The sequence below is a fragment of the Luteolibacter rhizosphaerae genome, assembly GCF_025950095.1.
Classification (GTDB): Bacteria; Verrucomicrobiota; Verrucomicrobiia; order Verrucomicrobiales; family Akkermansiaceae; genus Haloferula; species Haloferula rhizosphaerae.
The window spans coordinates 100,431-122,377 of sequence record NZ_JAPDDR010000013.1; the positions used below are offsets into that span (position 1 = coordinate 100,431).

General features: G+C 63.0%; 20 protein-coding genes. 9 read left to right on the top strand and 11 right to left on the bottom strand.

From position 1 onward, the window contains the following. Nucleotides 1-42: 42 nt before the first annotated feature. The 3 genes from OJ996_RS21730 (at nt 43) to truB (ending at nt 2,910) form a co-directional block, all read left to right on the top strand. Nucleotides 43-858 (top strand): helix-turn-helix transcriptional regulator, encoded by an 816-nt coding sequence (locus tag OJ996_RS21730; protein WP_264515795.1) that lies wholly within the window; start codon nt 43-45, stop codon nt 856-858. 303 nt (nt 859-1,161) lie between these two features. Next, a complete protein-coding gene (locus OJ996_RS21735) occupies nt 1,162-2,148 on the top strand; it encodes a DHH family phosphoesterase (RefSeq protein ID WP_264515797.1) in 987 nt (328 codons plus the stop codon). Nucleotides 2,149-2,175: 27 nt separating this feature from the next. After that, entirely contained in the window at nt 2,176-2,910 is a 735-nt protein-coding gene (gene truB, locus OJ996_RS21740) for a tRNA pseudouridine(55) synthase TruB (RefSeq protein ID WP_264515798.1), read from the top strand. A 309-nt stretch (nt 2,911-3,219) separates the two neighbouring features. Here the strand turns inward: truB and OJ996_RS21745 are convergent, their stop codons facing one another. The 6 genes from OJ996_RS21745 to OJ996_RS21765 all read right to left on the bottom strand — a co-directional run bounded on the left by OJ996_RS21745 (nt 3,220) and on the right by OJ996_RS21765 (nt 7,297). Then, a complete protein-coding gene (locus OJ996_RS21745; RefSeq protein ID WP_264515799.1) occupies nt 3,220-3,591 on the bottom strand; it encodes a hypothetical protein in 372 nt (123 codons plus the stop codon). A gap of 73 nt (nt 3,592-3,664) precedes the next feature. Beyond that, on the bottom strand, nt 3,665-4,711 hold the full coding sequence (gene obgE / locus OJ996_RS21750; protein WP_264515800.1) for a GTPase ObgE: 1,047 nt from the start codon (nt 4,709-4,711) through the stop codon (nt 3,665-3,667). Between the two features lie 165 nt (nt 4,712-4,876). Further along, nucleotides 4,877-5,113, bottom strand: a complete 237-nt coding sequence (locus OJ996_RS21755; RefSeq protein WP_264515801.1) for a hypothetical protein — start codon at nt 5,111-5,113, stop codon at nt 4,877-4,879. Nucleotides 5,114-5,220: 107 nt separating this feature from the next. Then, nucleotides 5,221-5,601: a type II toxin-antitoxin system VapC family toxin gene (locus OJ996_RS26460; RefSeq protein ID WP_345783800.1), complete on the bottom strand. Its 381-nt coding sequence runs from the start codon at nt 5,599-5,601 to the stop codon at nt 5,221-5,223. Then, the gene (locus OJ996_RS21760) at nt 5,591-5,833 is read right to left on the bottom strand and encodes a hypothetical protein (RefSeq protein WP_264515802.1); all 243 of its coding nucleotides are present in this window, start codon (nt 5,831-5,833) and stop codon (nt 5,591-5,593) included. The genes OJ996_RS26460 and OJ996_RS21760 overlap by 11 nt, the downstream gene beginning before the upstream one ends. Before the next feature lie 42 nt (nt 5,834-5,875). Next, the gene (locus OJ996_RS21765) at nt 5,876-7,297 is read right to left on the bottom strand and encodes an MATE family efflux transporter (protein WP_264515803.1); all 1,422 of its coding nucleotides are present in this window, start codon (nt 7,295-7,297) and stop codon (nt 5,876-5,878) included. Nucleotides 7,298-7,447: 150 nt separating this feature from the next. Here OJ996_RS21765 and hflX point away from each other — a divergent pair, with 150 nt between their 5' ends. Continuing rightward, the gene (hflX, locus tag OJ996_RS21770; protein ID WP_264515804.1) at nt 7,448-8,740 is read left to right on the top strand and encodes a GTPase HflX; all 1,293 of its coding nucleotides are present in this window, start codon (nt 7,448-7,450) and stop codon (nt 8,738-8,740) included. Between the two features lie 104 nt (nt 8,741-8,844). Beyond that, a complete protein-coding gene (locus tag OJ996_RS21775) occupies nt 8,845-9,660 on the top strand; it encodes a lectin-like protein (protein ID WP_264515805.1) in 816 nt (271 codons plus the stop codon). A gap of 9 nt (nt 9,661-9,669) precedes the next feature. Here the strand turns inward: OJ996_RS21775 and OJ996_RS21780 are convergent, their stop codons facing one another. Beyond that, nucleotides 9,670-10,083 carry an RrF2 family transcriptional regulator gene (locus OJ996_RS21780; protein ID WP_264515806.1) on the bottom strand — a complete coding sequence of 138 codons (414 nt, stop codon included), beginning with the start codon at nt 10,081-10,083 and terminating at the stop codon, nt 9,670-9,672. On the opposite strand from OJ996_RS21780, the gene cysE reads away from it, so the two are divergent. Together cysE and OJ996_RS21790 are read left to right on the top strand one after the other, a co-directional pair. After that, nucleotides 10,082-10,951 (top strand): serine O-acetyltransferase, encoded by an 870-nt coding sequence (cysE, locus tag OJ996_RS21785; RefSeq protein ID WP_264515807.1) that lies wholly within the window; start codon nt 10,082-10,084, stop codon nt 10,949-10,951. The two genes, OJ996_RS21780 and cysE, sit on opposite strands and share 2 nt — an antisense overlap. 184 nt (nt 10,952-11,135) lie before the next feature. Next, the gene (locus OJ996_RS21790) at nt 11,136-12,887 is read left to right on the top strand and encodes a patatin-like phospholipase family protein (RefSeq protein ID WP_264515808.1); all 1,752 of its coding nucleotides are present in this window, start codon (nt 11,136-11,138) and stop codon (nt 12,885-12,887) included. A gap of 7 nt (nt 12,888-12,894) precedes the next feature. Here OJ996_RS21790 and OJ996_RS21795 read toward each other — a convergent pair whose 3' ends face one another. Both OJ996_RS21795 and OJ996_RS21800 read right to left on the bottom strand, forming a co-directional pair. Further along, entirely contained in the window at nt 12,895-13,521 is a 627-nt protein-coding gene (locus OJ996_RS21795) for a response regulator transcription factor (RefSeq protein WP_264515809.1), read from the bottom strand. Further along, nucleotides 13,518-16,250: a sensor histidine kinase gene (locus OJ996_RS21800; protein WP_264515810.1), complete on the bottom strand. Its 2,733-nt coding sequence runs from the start codon at nt 16,248-16,250 to the stop codon at nt 13,518-13,520. The genes OJ996_RS21795 and OJ996_RS21800 overlap by 4 nt, the downstream gene beginning before the upstream one ends. A 187-nt stretch (nt 16,251-16,437) precedes the next feature. Between OJ996_RS21800 and OJ996_RS21805 the strand changes: the two genes are divergently transcribed. Both OJ996_RS21805 and OJ996_RS21810 read left to right on the top strand, forming a co-directional pair. Continuing rightward, complete coding sequence (locus OJ996_RS21805; protein WP_264515811.1) at nt 16,438-17,013, top strand: diheme cytochrome c-553; 576 nt, start codon at nt 16,438-16,440, stop codon at nt 17,011-17,013. Nucleotides 17,014-17,066: 53 nt separating this feature from the next. Continuing rightward, the gene (locus OJ996_RS21810; RefSeq protein WP_264515812.1) at nt 17,067-17,438 is read left to right on the top strand and encodes a DUF4259 domain-containing protein; all 372 of its coding nucleotides are present in this window, start codon (nt 17,067-17,069) and stop codon (nt 17,436-17,438) included. Between the two features lie 28 nt (nt 17,439-17,466). Here OJ996_RS21810 and OJ996_RS21815 read toward each other — a convergent pair whose 3' ends face one another. Together OJ996_RS21815 and OJ996_RS21820 are read right to left on the bottom strand one after the other, a co-directional pair. After that, nucleotides 17,467-20,808 (bottom strand): efflux RND transporter permease subunit, encoded by a 3,342-nt coding sequence (locus OJ996_RS21815; protein WP_264515813.1) that lies wholly within the window; start codon nt 20,806-20,808, stop codon nt 17,467-17,469. Further along, entirely contained in the window at nt 20,805-21,938 is a 1,134-nt protein-coding gene (locus OJ996_RS21820) for an efflux RND transporter periplasmic adaptor subunit (protein WP_264515814.1), read from the bottom strand. The genes OJ996_RS21815 and OJ996_RS21820 overlap by 4 nt, the downstream gene beginning before the upstream one ends. Nucleotides 21,939-21,947 lie beyond the last annotated feature (9 nt).

Sequence of the window (21,947 nt, forward strand, 5' to 3'; positions counted from 1 at the left end):
GTCCGAATTTGCGTCCGGTGCTAGCCTGCCGCGGCTATTTCCATGAACCTTCAAGATTCCCCGGTCACCGAGGGTGATTTCCTCGAGGTCGTCCGCATCCTCGCGGACATCGTGACCATGGAGGGTACGCTCGATGACAAGCGGGTGAAGCTGATGGGCGAGATCGCTCATCTGATCGGCACGGATAGCTGGGTGTGGGGTTTCGCGCCCTTGCTGAAGCCGGGGGAGCAACCGGTGTATCTATTCCAGAATCTGGGCGGATTCGATGAGGAGCGGATGAGCCGCCTGCTGATGGCCGTGGAGCACACGGATACCGGGGCGATGACCGCGCCGCTGGCCGAGGCCTTGATCCAGACCGGCGCGCACGTCACGCGGCTCCGCAAGCACATCGTGACGGATCAGCGTTTCGAGAGTTCCCCGGCGGAGCCCTACTGGCGGGCGGCGGATATCGGCCCCTTGATCTTGAGCGCCCGACCCTTGGAGGGGAGGGGGAATACCATCATCGGGTTCTACCGGCCGGTCTCCGCTCCGCCTTTCACGGAGCGGGAGGCGCGGATCGCGCACATCATCCTGACCGGTGTGGCATGGCTGCATGAGGCCAGCACTCCGAATCCGGTGGTCCACGACATCCCGAAGCTGCCGCCGCGCTGTCGTTTGATTCTCAATCAATTGGTCCATGGCCGGGTGCGCAAGGAGATTGCCCGGGACCTCGGAATCTCGCTTCACACCGTGAACGACTACATCAAGCAGATCTTCCGGCACTTCGATGTTCACTCGCAGATGCAGCTGATCTCCCGGCTCAAGAACGGGGACGGCCACGATGTGAAACAATTGCCACAAGCGGGGCCCCAACCGTGATTCTGCGGGGTTTGTAGCGGCGCACCCCGTACTTTGGGGGGTAGCCCGGGCCGCTTGGCGATGCTAGCAGTAACTTGACCCGGAAGTTCGGTCCGCGAGCTTCCGACCATTTCCCCGAAACCGCTTTCCTCCCCGAGCGGCCTCCTGCCCGGTCGCTCATGACCGACGTTCCCGGGCGGGAGGCGACGCGGGGAAAGCAGCACGGCGCTAGGGCCGCTCGCTTGCCCGGGGTCCGCTTTGTCCTTGCGCGGTCCGGTTTCATCGTGAGAATCGCCGCCCCCGCGGACGGCGGGTGCCCCGACCATGCCTGAGAACGCAAGCTACCAGCAGATCGGCGAGATCTTCGCGCGCTACGACTCCTTCGTGATCATGAGCCATGTGCGGCCGGATGGCGATGCCATCGGTTCCCAGCTCGCCCTCGGCCTAGCGCTGGAGGCTGCGGGCAACCGGGTCCGCATGATCAATGACGACGGGCTGCCGGATAACCTCCGCTTCCTGCCCGGCTCGGACCGCATCGAGCTGCCGCCGACCGAGCCGCTCGAAGACTACGAGGTGGCAATCGCGCTCGATACCGCGACCAAGCCGCGCCTCGGCGAGGCCTCGCTGAATGCCGCTTCCAAGGCGAAGGTCTGGCTCAACATCGATCACCACAAGTCGAACCCGCGCTACGGCGATGTTAACCACATCGACTCCAGCAGCCCGGCCACCGGTGAGATCCTCTACAAGCTCATCACCGCGCTGAACCTGCCGCTGCCGGATGCCTCGCGGGATGCGATCTACGTGGCGGTGTCCACCGATACGGGCTCCTTCCAGTATCCTTCCACCACTGCGGATACCTATCTGATGGCTGCGGACCTCATCAAGCGGGGCTTGGATGTGGGAAAGATGAACTCGCAGACCTACGATAGCCACCCCTATCGCCGCGTCGAGTTGACCCGCGCGCTGCTCAATACGCTGGAACTCACCGGTGGCGGTCGTGTGGCCCACTGGGAACTCACCCTCGCCACCCGCGATTCCCTCGGCTTGAAGCCGGAGGATAGCGAGGGCCTGATCGACATGATCCGCGCCATCGAGGGCGTGACCGTGGCGCTCTTCTTCGAGGAGCTAGACGGCGGCAAGATCCGCGTCTCCATGCGCTCGAAGGACCCGCGCATCGACGCGAGCGATGTCTGCGGCCAATTCGGTGGAGGCGGCCACGCGCTGGCAGCCGGCATCCGCATGGCGGGCCCGCTGGCGGAGGCGAAGCAACAGGTGCTGGCCGCGGTCTGCGCCGCGCTGCCCGGCGCCTGAACCGATCGATCCGATTTTTATTCCTACATGAACCGACCGAATCCCGGGCCTGTGGTTCCCAGCGGCGTGCTGCTGGTGGACAAGGCTCCCGACATGACCTCGCACGACGTGGTCGCCATTGCCCGCCGCGCGCTCGGCACGAAGAAGATCGGCCACTGCGGCACGCTCGATCCCATGGCCACGGGCCTGCTGATGCTGGTGGTGGAACGCGCCACGAAGATCCAGGACCTCCTGATGAGCGAGGACAAGGAGTACGAGGGCACGCTCACGCTGGGTAAGAAGACCAGCACCCAGGACCGGCAGGGCGAGGTGACGGAGGAGAAGGAGGTTCCCGCCTTCACTGCGGCGCAGATCGATGCTGCATTCGGCGAGTTCACCGGTGCCTTCGAGCAGATTCCGCCGATGGTTTCCGCGATCAAGAAGGATGGCGTGCCTCTCTACAAGCTGGCCCGCAAGGGTCAGGAGGTGGAACGCCAGCCGCGCCCGGTCACGGTCACGAAGTACGAGGTGTCTCGTATCGAGCTGCCGGAAGTGGACTTTACCGTAAATTGCTCGAAGGGCTTCTACGTGCGGACTTATGCCCATGACATCGGCGACAAGCTCGGTTGCGGCGCGCACCTCAGCGCCCTGCGCCGGACCCGCTCCGGGCGCTTCACGCTGGAACGCGCTTTGAAGGTGGATCAGATCAAGACGATGCCGCGCGAGGAGCTGTGGCGGAGCCTGGTGAGCCTCGCGGAGATCTCGCTGATGCGCGGGGCTTGAGGGAAGATCCGCAGCTCAAGCGACAACTGCCCGGCAGCGCTGATCCGCGGCGCAGCCGCCTTGGACTGCGTGCAGCCTGCTGCCGCTTTCGGCAGGTAGCCCTGCTGCCGTGAAGCCGCGGGGAAGGTCGCGGGTTATCCTGCGGGGGAGTGTCGAATTTCCCCCGGATCCTGCTTGGTCGGGAAGCTCGGCATCGGCGAGGCCGGGGATGACCCGGAGAGGGAGGATCATCACCCGTGCTCCGCAGCAGGCTGCGTTCGCGAAAGCGGCAGCAGGCTGCACGCAGTCCAAGGAGCCTGCGGCTCGGGACTACTTTGCTTCGTCCCACTTCCGGTTCGGCAGGAAAGTGCGGGAGCGCTCCGTGATCCGTCCGTCTGCCACGCCATCGGCGGCATCGACGGTGGCCGCCCGCAGTGCGATCTCCTCGCGCTTGAGGCTGCCTTTCTCCTCCAGAAGCTGGATCAAGGCCTCGATCACCAATCCCGCCTGACCGAGATCGCGCTGAAGTTCCACAACCTGCTGCTCCAAGCTCCGGTCCTTGGCGGCATCCCAGCGGCGCTCGCGTTCCTCGCGGAAGCGTTGCTGCGCGGCATGCATCGATTCAAGCCGCTGGGTCTCGGCGATGCTGCGGAGATGGCTGGCCTGCGCGACCTGCGGGAAGAAGAAGTCGAAGAAGCTCATGGTGGCGCGATCCTAGGAAGAGCGCCGGAAGCCGCCATTACAAGTTGGCGGCCCGCTTCCATGGGCCGAAGCCTCAAGCCTTGTAGCCCACCTCGTCGTTCAGGAAGAGCTTCAGCGCATCGAGACCTTCTTCCAGCTCGGCGGAGATCGGGATGACCTTCACCTTCGGGAAGCGCTGCTCGAGGGCCTTCAGGTTGTCCTCGGCACCTTCCATGTCCATCTTGTTGGCCACGATCATCCAGGGGAAGCGGCCGAGCTCTTCATCGTACTCGCTGATCTCCTTGCGCAGGATCTGGATGTCGGAGATCGGGTCGCGGCCTTCGCTGCCGGCGATGTCCACCACGAAGATCAGCACGCGGCAGCGGGTGATGTGGCGCAGGAACTCGTGGCCGAGGCCGCGGTTCTGGTGCGCGCCTTCGATCAGTCCCGGAATGTCCGCCACGGTGCAGCGGCGGAAGCCGCCGAACTCGACGACACCCACGCTCGGCTGGAGCGTGGTGAAGGGATACGCGGCCACCTTCGGGTGGGCGTGGGAAAGCTTGCCGAGCAGGGTGGACTTGCCGGCATTCGGGAAGCCGACGAGACCGGCATCCGCGATGCGGCGGAGTTCGAGGTAGAAGACGCCTTCTTCACCTTCTTCGCCCGGGGTCGATTCGGTCGGAGTGCGGTGCGTCGGGGTGGCGAAGTTCGAGTTGCCCATCCCGCCCTTGCCGCCCTTGCAAAGCACGAATTCCTGGCCGTACTCGGTCAGGTCCGCGATCGGCTCCAGATCGATGCCTTCGTCACCGCGCTCGAATTCCACGGCCTCCTGCACGGTGGTCGCATTGCTGCGATAGACGACCGTGCCGGGCGGCACCTTGGCGATGACGGTCGCGCCGCCCTTGCCGGTCTTGCGCACGCCCGCGCCGTTGTTGCCCTTCTTCGCGATCAGCTTCGGATCGTAGTGGAACTGGCGCAGGTTGTCGGTGGAGGGGTCCACCTTCAGGATGATGTCGCCGCCCTTGCCGCCATCGCCGCCATCCGGGCCGCCGCGGGGCACGTACTTTTCCCGGCGGAAGGAGACAGCTCCATTCCCGCCGTCGCCGGCCTTGGCGTAGATGCGGATGTGGTCGATGAACATGGGATCGGGGCGCGGAGAGTCGTGCGTCAGGTTCGGGGCGTCAACGGGAAAGGAACACAGGCCGAGGGTGGCAAACTACGGGTTTATTCCGGGATTTCACGAAAAGATCCGGCAGAGTCGAGGCAGGGTGACAGCGTCCCGGATCATGAAGTTGAGCCTGACGGGTTAAAGTTCCGGTGCGGAAAATTCGCGGAGGATTGCCTCTACCCCGCCGGAATCGAGCTCAAAGATCCTCTCTTCGATTTTGTCGATTTTCTCTAGGGGTGGTTCTCCTCTTCGAGGCTCTTCGAGTTTTGCAAGCGTTGCCCCTAGCAACTTCAGCCGGGCCTGCAACACCCGGGCGGCCATCTTGGAGAAATTCGGTGGTGTCCCCGGCGCTTCGCTCGCGCTGAATTCTTCCACGGCTTTGCGCAGGATAGATTCGCAGTCCGCGACCTTCGTCGCGTGAGTATGCCCGGAGTAACCATGTGCCCATTGTGCCATGAGATGTAAATGGGATGATTTGGCAACTAACGAGGTTTAAATACCTTAAGGTCCAAAGATGGAATGACCTTGAAGTGCTTCGCGTTGGAAGTGGCAAGAGGGAGCTGCCACTCGACGGCGGTCGCGGCGATCAAGGCGTCTCCTGCTCGCAAATTGTGGGAGAGGGAGAATTGTTCCACATAGACCATGGCTCTATGACTTGCCTCCGGGGTTATCGGCAACGTTTCGAAGTCCAGATCGAGAAGGAATTTTTTGGAGAGCCGGAGTTCGGATGCATTCCGGGAGCACTGGAGAAACTCCATCCACGAGAATGCGGAAATGAATCTCCGGGGCGCTTGATCGATTAGCTTCGCTGCCGCGGCATTGCCGCGCTGGGCCCAGATGAAGATATCGGTGTCAAATATCATGATGACGGGGGGCCCGTAGCCGGTCCATCAGCTTGGAAACGTCCTCCTTGTCGTCGGCTCTCGATCCGAAGAAGGGATGATCTGCGGCCTTGACCGTGGATTTGCCTTTCTCGGCAGGAACAATGTAACCCCGGAGTTTACCCCGGACGTGGAGACTGACGGTTTCGCGGCGGTCAAGCGCTGCGAGCACCTCTTTGGTCCGGTAACGGAGATCTACCGATGTCGCCTTCATAGACATTTAGAATAGACATTTGGTGGGATTCGTCAAGTCGCCCTACACCTTCGCGTCCAGCCATTTCCCGCGGAAATGGACCCAGGCGAAGACGAGAGCTTGGGTGAAAAGATCCAGCGAGAAGACGATCCAGACGGTGCGGAGGTCGAACCAAGGCTCGTTCTTGAACAGCCAGAGCATGCCGATCCGGTAGAAGATCATGCTGCCGAAGGACCAGCGCATCACGATATTCGTGGCGCCGGCGCCGCGCATGGAGGTCTTCAGGATGATGCAGGTGGCGAAGAAGGGCTGGGCGGCGGCGCAGATCAGGACGAGGGGGGAAGCGATTTTCAGCAGCTCCGGGCTGTCCGGGGCCATGAAGGCGATCAACGGGTCCCGCTCGAAGATGAAGATGATGCCGATCGCCCCCATCAGGGTGGCGGCCACCTTCCAACAGAGGCGCACCGCCCGGGTGGCCATCTCCTTGGACCCGGCACCGAGATACTGTCCGACGAGAGCGGCACCTGCGGTGGCGATCGCCCAGCCGGGCAGGAAGCTCATCGACTCCACCCGGATGGCCAGGATGTGCGCGCCCAGATTGCCCTCGCCCGGCAGGGTGGCGATGACGTGGATACCGTAAGCGTGGATGCCCCACATGAAGGCGATCTCGAAGGACTGCGGCGCACCGATGCGGATGATCCGCTTCATCGTTTCCCAGTGCGGCCGGAGCCCGGCGAGCGTCCAGGAGAGCGCACCGCTCTTCCGCGCCAGCAGCAGGCTCACCGTGAGCAGGCCGGAGGCCCAGCCGATGACCGTGCCGGTGGCGATGCCGCCGACCCCGTGGCCACCGTAGGGGGCGGGGCCAAGGGCGAGCAGGCTGGAGACGGCCATGTTCACCAGATTCACCACGCACATGCCGATGAAGGGCGTGCGGGTATCGCCGGATCCGCGCAGGGCGGCATTGATGGCGAACATGGCCCCGCTGAAGGGACCGGAGATCGCGAGAATGCGCAGGAACTTTTCCGCATGGGCCGCCGCCTCCGGCTTCAGGCCCACGCCTTGGATCAATGCCGGGATGCCGAGATGGAGGGCGAGCAGGGAAAGCAGTCCGGCGGCGATGCCGAGCCAGAGGCCCTGGCCCAAGCCGAGGCGGGCGAGGGGAGTATCCCGGGCCCCGGTGGCGCGGGAGACCAGGGCCATGACGCCGGTGGCCACGGCTCCCTGAAGGATATTGAAGAACCAGCCGACGTAGCCCCCGAGGCCCATCGCATCGAGAATCGCCACGCGGTCGCTGCCATCGCCGATGCGGCCGGCGATGATCAGGTCGGTGAAGCCGACGCAGAAGGCGAGGACTTGCTCAAGGAGTGGCCAGAAGGCGAGCACCCAGATCTGTTTCCCCAGCGAGAGATCGGCTAGACGGCCTGCCAGCCTCACTTCGGGAACCGCTCGTTGGCTCGCTTCCGCACTTAATCCGGGTTTTGCCATCGCGCGCGGCGAGGCGTAGCGGGTGGTCCGGGGGATTACAACCACGGCTGCTAGAGAGATTTTGTAAGCGCCTGCCGTGGCGGGATGGAACGAAGCGCTTGGATTTTCCCCTTCGCATCCGTGGCCCGGCGGTGCCAAGTTCCCTCCGGAATGTTTGAAGTCCGCGAGAAACCCGAGATGGTCGAGCGCGCGCTGCTGGTGCGCCTGTATTTCGACCCGCGCGAGGAAGATGAATCCGAGGCCCTGCTGGAAGAGTTGGGCGAGCTGGTCTCCACGCTGGGGATCGGCGTGGTGGAGAAGCTGCTCGTGCGCAGCCGGGAGATGCACAAGAAGTTCCTCTGCGGCACCGGTAAGGCGGCGGAAATCGCGGAACTGGCGAAGGCGCACGAGTGCGATGTTCTCGTCTTCGACAACCAGCTCGCACCCTCCCAGCAACGTGAGTGGGAGCGCGCCGCGGACATGACCGTGCTCGATCGCGAGGAAGTGATTCTCGATATCTTCGCCCGCCGCGCGCAGACGAAGGAAGCCCGCCTGCAGGTGGAGCTGGCCCGCATGCAGTACGCGCTGCCGCGGTTGGCGCGCATGTGGGGTCACCTCGACCGCGAGGGCGGCTCCGGCGGTGGTGTGGGCGGCGGCGGTGCCTCGCGCGGCATGGGTGAAAAGCAGATCGAGGTGGACCGCCGGATGGCGAATGTCCGGATCGACCGCGCCCGCCGCGAACTGGAAGACGTGCGCAAGCAGCGCGCCACACAGCGCAAGGAGCGCGAGAAGATGGAGACGCCGCATGCCGCCATTGTCGGCTACACCAACGCGGGCAAGTCCACTCTGCTCAACAAGCTCAGCGGTGCCGATGTGATGGCGAAGGACATGCTCTTCGCGACGCTGGATACCACCACGCGCAAGATCGAGCTGCCGGACGGCCAGCCGCTCCTCATCACGGACACCGTCGGCTTCGTGCGCAACCTCCCGCACCGTCTGGTGGAAGCCTTCAAGGCGACGCTGGAAGAAGCGGTGCTCGCGGATTTCCTGATCCACGTGCTCGATGCCACCTCACCGGAGATCGAGCGTTTCCATGAGACCACACTCAAGGTGCTGGGCGAACTCGGCGCGGCGGACAAGCGCACCATCACCGCGCTGAACAAGATCGACCTGGTCACCGAACCCGAGCGCCTTGCCGAACTGCGGAGACTTTATCCGGATGCCCTGCACATCTCCGCCGCCAACGGCCTGGGCATGGAGGCGCTGCTGCTCAAATGCTCCGAGGTGATGGCCGACCGCGTGCGCCGGAAAAAATACCGCATCCCGCAAAGCCGTGCCGATCTCATCGGCGTCCTGCACCGCGATGCCAAAGTCCTGTCCACCGAGTACGAAGACAACGACATCCTCGTCACCGCGGTGGTGCCGGCCTCGATCGCGGGGCGGCTGGAGGAGTTCGGGATCTAGCGAGGGCTTTGAGGGGTGGGGAGAGTGATGGATGCCGTCTTCCGGACTTGAAGGGAAGATGGCATCCAGATAGCTGCTATCACCTAACTCCCCCTTTGAACTTTATGGCCCTGTCCTTCCCTTCGGGTCCTGTCCGTGCTTTGACCTTGGCCGCGCTTTGTTGGCCGGTGATTGCCGGTGCGGCGGCACCCCAGCGCGCGCCAAAGGGCGTGCCGCAGAACGCCGTGTGGTATACTGGCAACCAAGGTAGCTGGTTCGCAGTGATCGAGGATCCCTGCACATGGCAACAAGCCAAGGAGCGCTGTGAGTTGGCGGGTGGGCAACTCGCAGTTGCCGCGGATGCCAAGACTTGGGAAGTGGTCTCGAAGGTGGTACCCCGATTCGAGGTCTGGCTCGGAGCGACCGATGAAGCGGTGGAAGGCAAGTGGGTCTGGGTGGACGGCACGCCGATGACTTGGAACACGTGGCGGCGCAATGAACCGGATAATCGCGGTGGAAATGAGGATGCGCTTGTCGCATCGTGGACTGATGTGCCCTCTAACGCCGACTGGGTAAAAGGCTACATCTGTCAGTGGAAGTCCTTCGACGGGCTGATGGCGCTACGCTTCGATGTCGCGAAGCGTGGGGAGTTGGAGGTGGCTCTGGCCTTCCAGAAGGAGATCGATCACGTCACGGCGGGTGGGCTTGTCACGCTGAATCAGGATGCCAAGCCGCCCAAGGTATTGCTGCAACTCCGGCGGGATCACATCGGGAAGTGCCATTTCGCGGACATCGAGCGCGCCCGGAAGGCCGCGCCGCTGGCAGATCGTTGCAATTCCCTGCTCGAAAAGATCCAGACAAAGTTGCTGAAGGAGGGGATGATCGAGCACGCGCAGCAGGTCAAAATGCTGCGGGCATCGATCGTCAGGCTGGGGGCTTGAGAAGGCCCTCTAGATGTAGAACATCGGGGCCTCCGACTTTTCGGAAAGCTGGACGAGGGTCACGTTCGCGAGATTCTGCTTCAGTTCGTTCGCCACCTTTTCCCACGCGGCGCGGACCGAAATCCCGCTGTCGCCCTCGGTTTTCATCGAAAAGGAGAGCAGGGTGGGCTCCACAGCTTCGACGATTTCCCGCAGGTTGATGGCGTCCGGCTTGCGGGCGAGGAGGTAGCCGCCGCTCTTCCCGCGTCGGCTTTCCACCAGCCCTGCACGACGCAAGTCGTTGAGGATCTGGACTAGGAAGTTCGCGGACACGGCTTCGCGTTGCGCTAGTTCCTCCAGACGTGTTATAGTTCGCCCGTCGAACCGCTTCGCCAACTGGGCCATCGCCCGGCAAGCGTAGTCGAGCTTTTGGGAAATTCGCATGGAGGCAAAGCAGCATACCCGGGATGGGGGAGGAAGCGCGAAGGTAGTTCGCCTCTGTCAGTCGGCCGAAAACGACGTCGAAAGCGTTTGGCAATGGATCGTGGACGACGCGACGGAAGTGGCGAAACGTGAGCCGAATCTGCGCTCGCTTCTGAAGGAGGTCATCTTCGATCAATCCTGTCTCGGCGCGGCCTTGGGCGTGCGTCTCGCCCGGAAATTGGCGCGGGAAGACATGACCCGCGAGGAGCTGGCGCCGCTGTTGGGGGGGATTCTCCGCGGCGATGACCACCTGGTGGCTGCCGTGGCACGGGATCTCCGCGCGATCGTGGATCGCGACCCGGCCTGCGATTCCCCGCTCCACCCGCTGCTCTTCTTCAAGGGCTTCATGGCGATTTCGACCTACCGGATCTCGCATCACCTCTGGCAGCACGGGCGGAAGGAGCTCGCGCTTTATTTCCAGAGCTTGGCCAGCGAGGTCTTCGCGGTGGACATCCATCCGGCGGCCCGGATCGGCTGCGGCATCCTGCTCGACCACGCGACCAGCTTCGTGGTGGGGGAAACCGCGATCATCGAGGACAATGTCTCGATCCTCCACGAGGTCACGCTCGGCGGCACCGGTAAGGAAACCGGCGACCGTCACCCGATCGTGCGCTCCGGCGTGCTGTTAGGAGCGGGGGCGAAGATTCTCGGTCGCGTCGAGATCGGCGAGGGTGCCAAGGTTGGTGCCGGTAGCGTGGTGCTCACGGATGTCACCCCGCACACCACCGTCGCCGGGGTTCCGGCCGTGGTCGTCGGCGTGAGCCGGGAGGATGCGCCCGCGCTGGAGATGGACCAGCAGCTGGCCTGCAGGCTGAACTACAGCATTTGAGGTGCCGTCTCGAGACAAGTCATCGGATGTTACAGCGAAGCAGCACTGCTTTGCGGGTGTAACGCCTGCTTCGGGATGCCAAGTGTCCTTGCCCGTGCTTGCTCTACTGGCGGGGTTCTCAATCTAGATGAGGCTTGGAAGTTGTGGTCCGGTTGTGTAGGGGTAGATTAATCTCCCCTTGGTTGTGAACCTGAAGCTCCCCTCTTCCTCCTGTCTCTTCAGTTGTGCCTTATCCGTCTGGGTGTTTGCCGGCTGCAAGCACTGGCCTCCCCAAAGAGTCGATGTCGTGTCGAGAGTATGGCAAACCGAGACACCGGATGCAGTCCGAGAGGATTTCGAGTTCCCCGAGAATACCATACCCTCGATCAAAGCCAAACTGGCGAAACGGAATCCCGAGTTCGGGATCGCCATCTCGGGTGGCGGTACCCGGTCCGGTTCAGCAGGCTTGGGCCAATTGCGTGCTCTTGATCGGAACGGCTTGCTCTCGCAGGCTAAATATTTGTCGGTGGTTTCGGGAGGCGGATGGGTCTCGATTCCGTATGCCTTCTTGCCCTCGAAGTACAGCGATCGGGACTTCTTTGCGGATTACATACCGCCGGAGACACTGAATTGGCAGAAGATTGTCGAGGGTCCCGGGCAACGTGGTAATACCATCCCGTTCGAGAAGTTGATGGCTGGTCACGGGATGGACTTCACCACGGCATTGCCGATCAAGAGTAAGGAGGGGTATGCGCAAATGGTGAACCGCTCTTTCTTGCCAGCCTATGAGCTTGGAGGGCATGAGCACTTCTTCGCGTTTGATGCGCCCAGCGTCGCGAAGTATGCCGCAAGATCACGGTCCAAATATTCTAGGAAGAATCCCGAGGGGGAGCATGTCTCAAACGGGGATTTTTATTATGTGGAGAAATCGCGCCCTTATCTGATCGTTTGCGGGGGGATCAAAGAAAGGGTTCGCATGCCCTTCCGGGATATGCCCGTGATGCCCTTCGAGATGACTCCCTGCTACACCGGGGTTCCTTCATTTTATCGCGGTAGCTTGCCCTTTGAAGAGTCTGTGGGCGGAGGCTATGTCGATAGCTTCGGCTACACGTCCACCGGACCGATCCTGCGTGCGAACGATGGGAAAGGAAACTTGGAGGTGAGCTCCCGGCTCGGGTCGTGGACATGGCTTCTGCATCCGAGCACGTCTCCGAGGTTCGCCCTGAGCGACATGATGGCAATCTCCAGTGCCGCACCGACAGTTCTTGAAACCGTGGGTGCGTTCAGTTGGAGCTTTCCCGACTACTCGCATTGGCCTGCGGGAGATCCGCAGAAGAAACATACCGGGAGCTATCTGCATACCGATGGCGGCGCCACGGACAACTTGGGGGTCGCCGCTCTGGTGTCGCGGGATGTGACGAAGATTGTCGCTTTTGTGAACACGCCTCACCAATACAAGACTTGGGAGGAGGATTCAGATTGGTCATGCATGGATGATATCGCCCGCCTCTTCGGGGAATCTCCGACGGATGGTGCCCGGAATGGGGAGATTGCGGCGATTTTCAGCAATCAACCGCGGGGAGGAGAGACACCTTTGATGAGAATCCGCAGGGACCTCGACCGTGCTTTGGCGAAGGGGGATCCCCTCGCTTCATGTCAGGATGTCGAGACAATCGCGAATCCGCATTGGAGAATCAAAGGAGGATCGAAGGTGCGGATCTACTGGATGCTCTTGGGACCCCAGTTTCAGAAAGGACAGATGCAGTCCCGATGGTTTGCCTCCTTGCATCCAAGCTCGAAAGAAAAGTTCCTGGCTTGGAAGTTTCCCAAGTTTCCTAACTTTCCCACGCGGAAGGTCGCATTGGGGATGGAACGGGTTGTCTTGCTTTCACAGTTTGCTTCGTGGGCTACGGAAACCGAGGCTCCCGGAATCCGTAGCAAATTGGGTCTGCGGTGAATGACCATCAATCCCCGCCGCTGAGCACCTCCAGCGCCCTCAGGCAGGCCGCCGTGCGCGTCTCCACGCCGAGCTTCTCGAAGATATCGAGCACGTGCTTCTTCACCGTCGCCTCGCTGATGCCGAGGATGGTGGCGATGTCGCCGTTGGTCTTGCCTTGGGCGAGCCAGAGCAGGGACTCCGCCACGCGCGGGGTCAGGCCGAGCTCTTTCTCCAGCGGCAGAGGCGAAGTGAAGTCAGGCTTGAACTCTGGCACCGCGGTCTGGCGGGCGCGCTCGATGCGGGTGCGGATCGCGGAGAGCAAGTCGCTCTTCGCTACCGGCTTGGTGAGATAGTCGTCGGCCCCCAGATTCATGCCGGCGCGCACGTCCGGCTTCTCACCGCGGGCGGTGAGGAAGATGAAGGGCGTGGCCTCGGTGGCGGAAGTGGCGCGGAGCTCGCGCAAGACGCCGTAGCCATCCAGCTCCGGCATCATCACGTCGCAGAGGATCAGATCGGGCGTCTCCTTCATGGCCATCTCCAATCCCTCCCGGCCATTCTCCGCGGTGAGCGGGTTGTATTTTTCCAAGCGCAGGATGGTCGCAAGATTGCGGCGCATCTCCGGCTCGTCTTCGATGATCAGGATGGTCTTCATGGCGTCTGGAGATCGCTGTGGAGGGGAATGGTAACGAGGGCGGTGGTGCCGCTGCCGACCGCGCTGACCAGATCGATGGTGCCGCCATGCAGCTCCACGCTCTGTTTCACGATCACCAGCCCGAGGCCGGTGCCGGGGCGTTGGCCGACATTCGAGCCGCGCTGGAAGGCGTCGAACAGATGTCCTTGTTCGTCGGCGGGAATGCCGATGCCGTGGTCGCGCACCAGGAAGCTGATGGCATTGCCGGTGCAGGTCGCACCGAAGACCACCGTCTGGCCCGGCTCGGAATACTTCACCGCGTTGTTGAGCAGATTCAGCAGCACATGGCGCAGCAGCTTCTCGTCCGCCTCCACCTCGGGAGGCAGGCCGGCGGTGGAGAACTCGATCGCGCAGCGGGCGGCGGAGACCGAGTTCACCTCATCCACCAGGCGGCGGCAGAGCGCGGCGAGGTCGAGCGGGCCGGGGATGAACTGCATACGGCCCGCATCGAGACGACCTAGCAGGAGCACGTCCTCCATCAGCCCGGCCATGCGTCGCGAGTTCTTGATGATCGATTGTAGCTGCTCGCGGCGCTCTTCCGGGTCGAGCCGGTCGAGGTAATCATCGAGGATCTCCGCGGAGGACTGGATGATGCCGAGCGGGGTGCGGAATTCGTGCGAGACGGTGGAGACGAAGTTGCTCTTGAGCTGGTTCAGCTCGCGCTCCCGTTCGAGCGCGCGCTTCATTTCCGTTTCGGCACGGCGGCGTTCGGAGATGTCGCTCACCACGGCTTGCATGCGGCTCTTCTCCTTGTCCGGGATCTGCGTGAGCGTGACTTCCATCAGCACCTCGTGGCCCTGCGCGTGGAGCTGGCTCCACTCGAAGGTGGTGCTGCCATGCTCCATGCACTTCTGCATGTGGCGCTTCGAGGCGGATTCGGAGGATTCTCCATCCGGCTGGAATTCGGGGGAAAAGTCCGCCGGATGCAGGCCGATGATCTCCTGCGGTTCGCGGCCGAAGATCCTCGCGGCGGCAGGATTCACTTCCGAGAAGAACTCGTTCTCATGCAGCATCACCCCTTGGCTGGAGGTCTCGAAGAGCGTGCGGAACTTCCGCTCGGATTCGCGCAGCGCGCTCTCCGCACGGGTGCGCTCGGTCGTATCCACGGCGATGCCCCAGAGCTGCTCCTCGCCGTCCGAGCTGCGGAAGAGCATGCCGCTCAGGACGATCGGGACGAGATGCCCGTCGCTATGGATGTACTCCTTCTCGAAAGGTCCGAAGGTGCCTTGCTCCTTCACGATCCGCAGGATCTCTTTCTCCTGCTCCTCGTATTTGATCGGCGTGACGTCCCAGTAGGAGAGGGTGTGGACCTCATCCACGCTGCGACCGACCATCCGCGCGAAGGATTCGTTCACCTGCAGAAAGTCGCCCTCCCAGCTCACGCGGGCCATGCCCAGCGGCGAGAATTCGAAGAGTGCCTTGAACTTCTCTTCCGAGTCCAGAAGGGCGCGTTCGGCCTGCTTGCGCAGCGTGATGTCCTCCGCGATGCCCCAGATCTGCACCTCGCCGGTCGAGGAGACGACCCGCATGCCATTCAACATGACCGGGATCCGGGAGCCGTCCTTGCAGATGTATTCCTTCTCGAAGGGACCGAAGCGTCCGGTCTCCTTCAGCTTATCGATGAAGGTCTGCTGACCGGCGAAATGCTGGACCGGCGTGATGTCCCAATAGGTCAGCGCGCTGAGTTCCTCCTGCGTGTAGCCCAGCATTTCGGCGAAGGCGGAGTTGACCTGTTGGAATTTGCCTTCCTCGTTCACCAGGCCGATGCCGAGCGGGGAGAATTCGAAGAGCCGCTTGAACCGCTCCTCGGAGGCCCGTAGCTCTGCGGTCGCCTCGGCGATCCGGTCCTCCAGCGATTGATTGAGCACCCGGAACTTCGCCTCCGCCTCCGCGCGGGCGGTGTCGTCGCGGTGGACGCAGACCACCTCGATGACCCTGCCCTGCGAGTCCAGCACCGGGAACATGGTCGAGCCGATCCAGCGCTTGCCCCGCGGAGCCTGATTCGGCAGGGCTCGCAGCTCGAAGGGGATCGGCGGGATCGTGGCCACGTGGCCTTCGAAGGCCCGCTCGACCAGCAGTGAGAAGCCGGCCTCGGCGAGTTGCTGGTCGCTGAGGATGCTGAAGCCTTGCAGGTCTTCCATATCGAGCTGGAAGAGATCCTTGAAAGCTTGGTTCACCTCGCGCGCCGTGCCGTCCGGGGCGAAGATCTGAAGGCTGATGGGAGATTGCTCGAAGACCCGGCGCCAGCGGGTTTCGGAGAGGCGCAGCCGGTTCTCGATCAACTTGCGCTCGGTGATATCGCGGGCACTTAGCAGGAGTTGCGTGCCGCCATCACTCGGGACCGCGGAGATCACGATGTCCTGATAGGAGGTCCCGCCCTCGCTGCCGCGGCATTGCCACTCCAGACGGTGGCTGCCGTTCGCCATCGCTTGCTGAAAGGCTTTTGCCAGTGCCACCCGCGAGTGCTGGCCGTCCGCCTGTAGCTCCGGAGCCAGATCGGTGAAGGGCATGCCAGCCAGATCATCGGGGCCTGCGAATCCGCAAAGGGCAGCCGCTGAGGGATTGCAGGCGAGAATCGCGGCCTCCACCGGATCCAGCAGGAACATCGCATCCGCGCTGTGCTCGAAGAGGGCACGCAGCCCGCCGGCACCCGTGGCGGGTGGGGTGCTGGGGCCTGCTGCAATTGCCATGAATATTTATAGCCCGTCTCCCGTCGGTTTGAAAAGCAGCGGCCACTACACCTTTCGTTCCATTTACGCAGATTCCTGAAACCGACCTCGAATTCACATGTTCGCTCTCCTCGCCGGCATCCTACTTTAGTCCCATTTACGGATTTCAGACCCGGTGCTTCGATTGCGGCAATCCTCCTCCGTCGCCATGAAGTTCAGTCCAGCGATCTCCTACACCCTCCTCCTCGGTGGCATCCTCTACATCTGTCTCGGTCCCGAATTGCGGAAGCCCGAGCGGACCGAGGCGGAGAAAGTGGCACACGGCAAGTATCTCGTTTCGCTCGGCGGCTGTGCCGACTGCCACACGCCGAAGATCATGACCGACAGGGGCCTCGTGAATGACGAGAGCCGCGCCTTCGCCGGTCATCCGGAAGACATGGAACTGCCCAACCCTGCCCAGACCGGCGGGCCATGGGGTGCCGCCACCGTTGGCATGACCGCGTGGAGCGGCCCTTGGGGCATCAGCTATGCCTCGAATCTGACTCCGGATCCCGCCACCGGCCTGTGGTCGGAGGATGTCTTCATCTCCGCGATGAAGACCGGCAAGAGCCGTGGCATCGGCCGCGCGATCCTCCCGCCGATGCCATGGGAAGCCCTCGGCAAGGCGAGCGACGAGGATCTGAAAGCGATCTATGCGTATCTGAAAACGCTGCCGCCGGTCTTCAATCAGGTGCCCGACCCGGTAGCGCCCGTGGAATACGAGGTGCAGACCGCCGGGCGTTGATCGCGGTTTTCCCTTGTGACGCGGCCTTACCCCGGTGAGAAGAACTCCTATCTATGGGAGCCTGGGGCGATGGTAATCTTGAATCGGATGGTGCGCTCGATGCGCTCGCGGACATATGCGACGAGCTGTTTGGGCGTGTGATGGAGTTGCTCCAGCACCCCCGGGCGCACGAATACGATGACGAGGAGATCGACGAGCTCTTCGTCAGGATAGAAATGATATTCGCGCTCAGTGAAAAGGGTATGGTGAAAAGCGCTCCGGCTCCCGAAGAGCTGGAGGTTCTCTTTGATCCATACCTTCAGCGATGGGCGGAATACCAGCGGGAATCAGGCGACGAATTTCCCCATGGGAGGGAGAAGGTCATTCGGGCAAGTTTCCAGCGTTTGATGGAAATTGCGCGAGCTTACTCAGCCTGGCGGTTGTGAAGGAAGGATGCCGCAGGTCGCGGTATCGTCATGCATTTCCCTCCAGCGCATGCTCGTTCGCATCGCGGATGAGTTCCTCCTCGTGCCGCTTCAGCGCTTCCTTCGTGTAGATCCGCGCGCGGATGTCCTCGAAGAGACAGTAGACGCAGGGCACCAGCAGCAGGGTGTTGAAGAGGTTGATCAAGCCGCCGAAGGCAAGGCTCACCGCCATCGGGATCAGGAACTTCGCCTGCACGCTGGTCTCCGTGATCATCGGCAGCAGGCCGATGAAGCTGGTGACGGAGGTCAGGAAGATCGGCGTGAAGCGCGCCTTGCCGCCACGGTGCACCGCCTCCTTCACAGTGTGCCCTTCGCGTCGGTAGCGGTTCATGAACTCGACCAACACCAGGCTCTCGTTGATCACCACGCCCGCGAGCGCGATCACGCCGATGATGCTCATGACGCTGAAGTTCATCTGGAACATGATGTGCCCGATGACCGCCCCGATCATGCCGAAGGGGATCACGCACATCACGATGAGCGGCTGGGTGTAGCTCCGCAGCGGCAGCGCCAGCACCATGAAGATGCCGAAGAGTGCCAGCACGAAGCCCTTCGAGAGATCCGAGACGCTCTCGCGCTGGTCCTTCTGCTCGCCCTGGAAGCCCCACATCACGCTCGGGAATTTGCTGTGCATCGCGGGGAAGAGATCCGTCTTCATCCACTCCACCACCTCGTTCGCGTTCGCGTTCGGGTTGGTGCGGTCGATGTCCGCGGTCACGCTGATCGAGCGGAAGCGGTTCGCGCGGCGGATCACCGCATAGCCGCGGCCCTCCTCGGCATTCGCGACTTCACCGAAGGGGATCTCCTCGCCCTCCTGGGTGCGGATCCGCATGTCCGAGAGATTCTGCAAGCTACGGCGTTCCTCGTAGGGATAGCGCACGTAGACGCGCACCTCGTCGCGCCCGCGTTGCAGGCGCTGCACTTCCTCGCCGTAGAATGCCTGCCGCACCTGCCGCGCGATCGTGTCGAGCCGCAGGCCCAGTGCCTCGCCGGTCTGGGTTACGCCCAGCTTCACCTCGCGCTTGCCGTCCAGATTGCTATCGCCGATGTCGATGATCCCGTTCCGGGTCGCGAGCTGTTCCTTCACGAACTCCGCGGCCTCATCGAGCTCCTCCATGTCCGGCCCGGTGAGCTCGAGGTCCACCGCATTTCCTCCGGCGGAGGTTTGGAGCTGGAAGGAAAGCTCCACCGCGCCGGGGATCGCGCCGACCCGCTTGCGCCAGTCCGCGATGATCGCGTCCGCGAGCAGTTCCGGCTTATTGCGGGAATCCGCGCCTTGGAGCTCCACCGTGACTTCGCCCACGTTCACGCCTTTGGAAGCGGAGAAGCTCAGGCCCGGCGTGTAGGGCTGCGAGCCCACGCTGGAGAGCGCGTGCTTGATGATCGGGCGGCCCTTCTCGTCCTGCACCTCGCGCTGGATCGCCAGCGCGGCTTCCTCGATCTTGCGGATCGCGGCCTCTGTCACCTCCACCGGCACACCGTTCGGCAGGGTCAGCTTCGCGCTGATGACCTCCGCCTCCACGCGCGGCATGAACTCGAACTTGATCAGGCGTCCGCTGCCTAACAGGCCCAGCGTGATAAAGAGGATCGCGGCGAAGGTGGCTACCGTGGCATGCCGCCACTCCACCAGCCATCTCAGCAGCGGCCCGTAGACATGCTGCACGAATAGATCGAGCGTGCCCGCGATCTTCCGCTGCAGCCGCAGGAAGCGGTTCGGGTGATTCGGGTTCACCGGCTTCAGGTGCGAAAGGTGCGCCGGCAGGATCAGGTTGGTCTCGATCAGCGAGACGATCAGCACCGGGATCACGATCCACGGGATCTGCCGCCAGATGTTCCCGCTCACCCCCTGTACGCCGAACATCGGCATGAAGGCGATCATCGTGGTAAAGACGCCGAAGGCCGCCACGCTCATCACCTCCCAGGTGCCTCGCGGTGCTGCCAGGTGCGCGGGCTCGCCTTGCTCGATGCGTTCGTTCACGCGCTCGCCCACCACGATCGCATCGTCCGTCACGATCCCCAGCACGAGGATGAAGGCGAAGAGCGAGATCATATTCAGCGAGATATCGCCGTAGGGCAGGGCCAGCAGCGCGCCCGCGAAGGCGATCGGAATCCCGAGTGCGACGTGGAAGGCCAAGGCGGGCCGCAGGAACAGGGCCAGCGCGATGTAAACGAGGATGAAGCCTTGGAAGCCATCCTCCAGCAGCAGGTCGATGCGGCCTTGGAGCAGTACGGACTCGTCGTTCCAGATCTCCAGGTTCACGCCCTTGGGCACGTGGAGCTCCTTCTCGGCCACGAAGTCGCGGACCAGTTGTGCCACTCGGAGGGTATCCTCCTCACCGGTGCGGAAGATGTTCAGGATGATCGCCGGGTGACCGTCGTAGCGGGAGTAGAGGTCCTCTTCCTTGAAGCCATCTACCACCTTGGCGATGTCGCCGAGCTTCACCACCGTGCCGTCCGGGCGCGTGACGACGGTGATCGTCTCGATCTCCGCGGCTTCGTAGCGGCGGTTCTGCGCGCGGATCAGGATCTCGCCCGCCTTCGTCCGCACCGAGCCGCCGGGCAGGTCGATCGAGGTTGCGCGCACCGCATTCGCCACCTGCTCGAAGGTCAGGCCATACTCCTTCAGCGTGTTCTCCGAGACCTCGATCGAAATCTCGTGATCGCGCACGCCGGCCAGTTCGATCTGGGTGATGCGGGCCTCATCCAGTACCGCCGAGCCCACGCGATGCTTTGCCGCGGGCCAGCCGTTTTTGAAGAAGGCCTGGAACTTCTCCCATCCGCCTTCGGGTTCGCGGCCATGCTCCTTCGCCCAGATATCGCCGGGCGGCTGGGCGCGGTAAGCAAGCAGGTCGTCGCGCACGTCTTCCGCGATCGCGCGCAGGGTTCGTTCGTCGGTGTCGGCGGTCACGGCCAGGCTCATCACCTGGTGCTTCAGCAGCACGTCCGCGATGATCGGCTTCTCGACGCTTTCGGCGAAGTTCTGGATCGCATCGACGCGGCTCTTGACGTCGTTCAGCACCTTGCGCGTGTCCTTCCCCGACGCGACTTCCACCACGACCACACCCACGCCCTCGGCGCTGGTGGAAGTGAGCCTCTCGATGCCGTCGAGATCCTGGATGGCTTCCTCCACCGGGACGCAGACACCCTTCTCCACTTCCTCGGGAGTGGCGTTCGGGTAGGGGGTATTGACCGTGATGAAGTTCGCGGAGATCTCCGGGAAGATCTCTTTCTTCAAACGGATCCACGTGACCAGTCCGCCCGCGAAGAGCGCGATCATCAGGAAGTTCGCGGCGACCTTGTTCCGCGCCCAGAATTCGATGAGTCCCTTCATTTCTCGACCGGCTTGCCGTCCTTGGAGACGACATTCACTTCCATCCCTTCGATCACCGCGGTGAGCGCGGTCACGCAAAGCTGTTCACCGTCCTTGATGCCCTCGGAGACGAGTACGTCGTCGCTCTCGGTGCGCACCACCTTCACCTGGCGGGTGGTCACGGTGTGGCCATCGCCCACGATCATCACCAGATCGCTCTTCACGAAGGCGCGGCGCGGGACCCGCACCACCTTTTCGATGGTCAGGCCCTCGATCTCGGTGTGAACGAACTGCCCGGGCAGGGGCGCATCCGGTGGCGTACCGTCGATGCGGGCCACCACCATGATCGAGCGGTTCGCGCGCTGGATCTCGCCCTCGGTTCGATCGACCACGGCTTTCCAGGTCCTGTCTTGTCCGCCGGTTTCCTTCAGGATGATTTCCTGTCCCTTCAGGTCGAAGAAGGCGGAATCCTGACGCGGCACCGGCAGCCGGACTTCGAGCGTCTTGGTCGCGTAGAACTCGGCCAGCGCGCCTGCCTTCGCCACCCGCGTGCCGAGATCGACGAGCTTCTGGCGGATACGGCCATCGTAGGGCGCGCGCAGCTTGGTGCGCTCCAGATCCCGCATCGCGCGATCCACCGCCGCCTGCATCGCCTCGGCCTTCGCACGGGCCGCCGCCAGTTGCGGGATGCGGCGCACGAGATCGTTCGGCGTCTGCCCGGGACGGGCGATCCGCTCCCAATCGCGCTCGGCCTGCTCTGCTTTCATCTCCTCCTGCACTACCTGCAGCTTGGCATCCGCCAGCGAGGATTCGGCCTGTGCCAGCGCCGCCTTGTAGTCGGAGGGATCGATCTCCAGCAGCACGTCGCCTTCCTTGAAATTGCCTCCTGCCTCGTAGTCCGGGGAGACCGCGATCACCGTGCCTTCCACCTCGGCTGCGGCCCGTGTCACCGTGGCGGGTTCCACCGTCCCCTGCGCGGGGATCATCACCTTCAGATCCTGCGTCCGCGCCGTGATCGTCTCCACCTCCGGGATCGGCTTCGGCGGCACCGTCTGCTCCGGCGTCTTCTTCAAACTCATCAGGCCGCCAGCGATGACGAGACCGACAACAACGATCAAAATAGCCAGAGCAATCTGGACGACGCGTTTCATGGAAGTGGA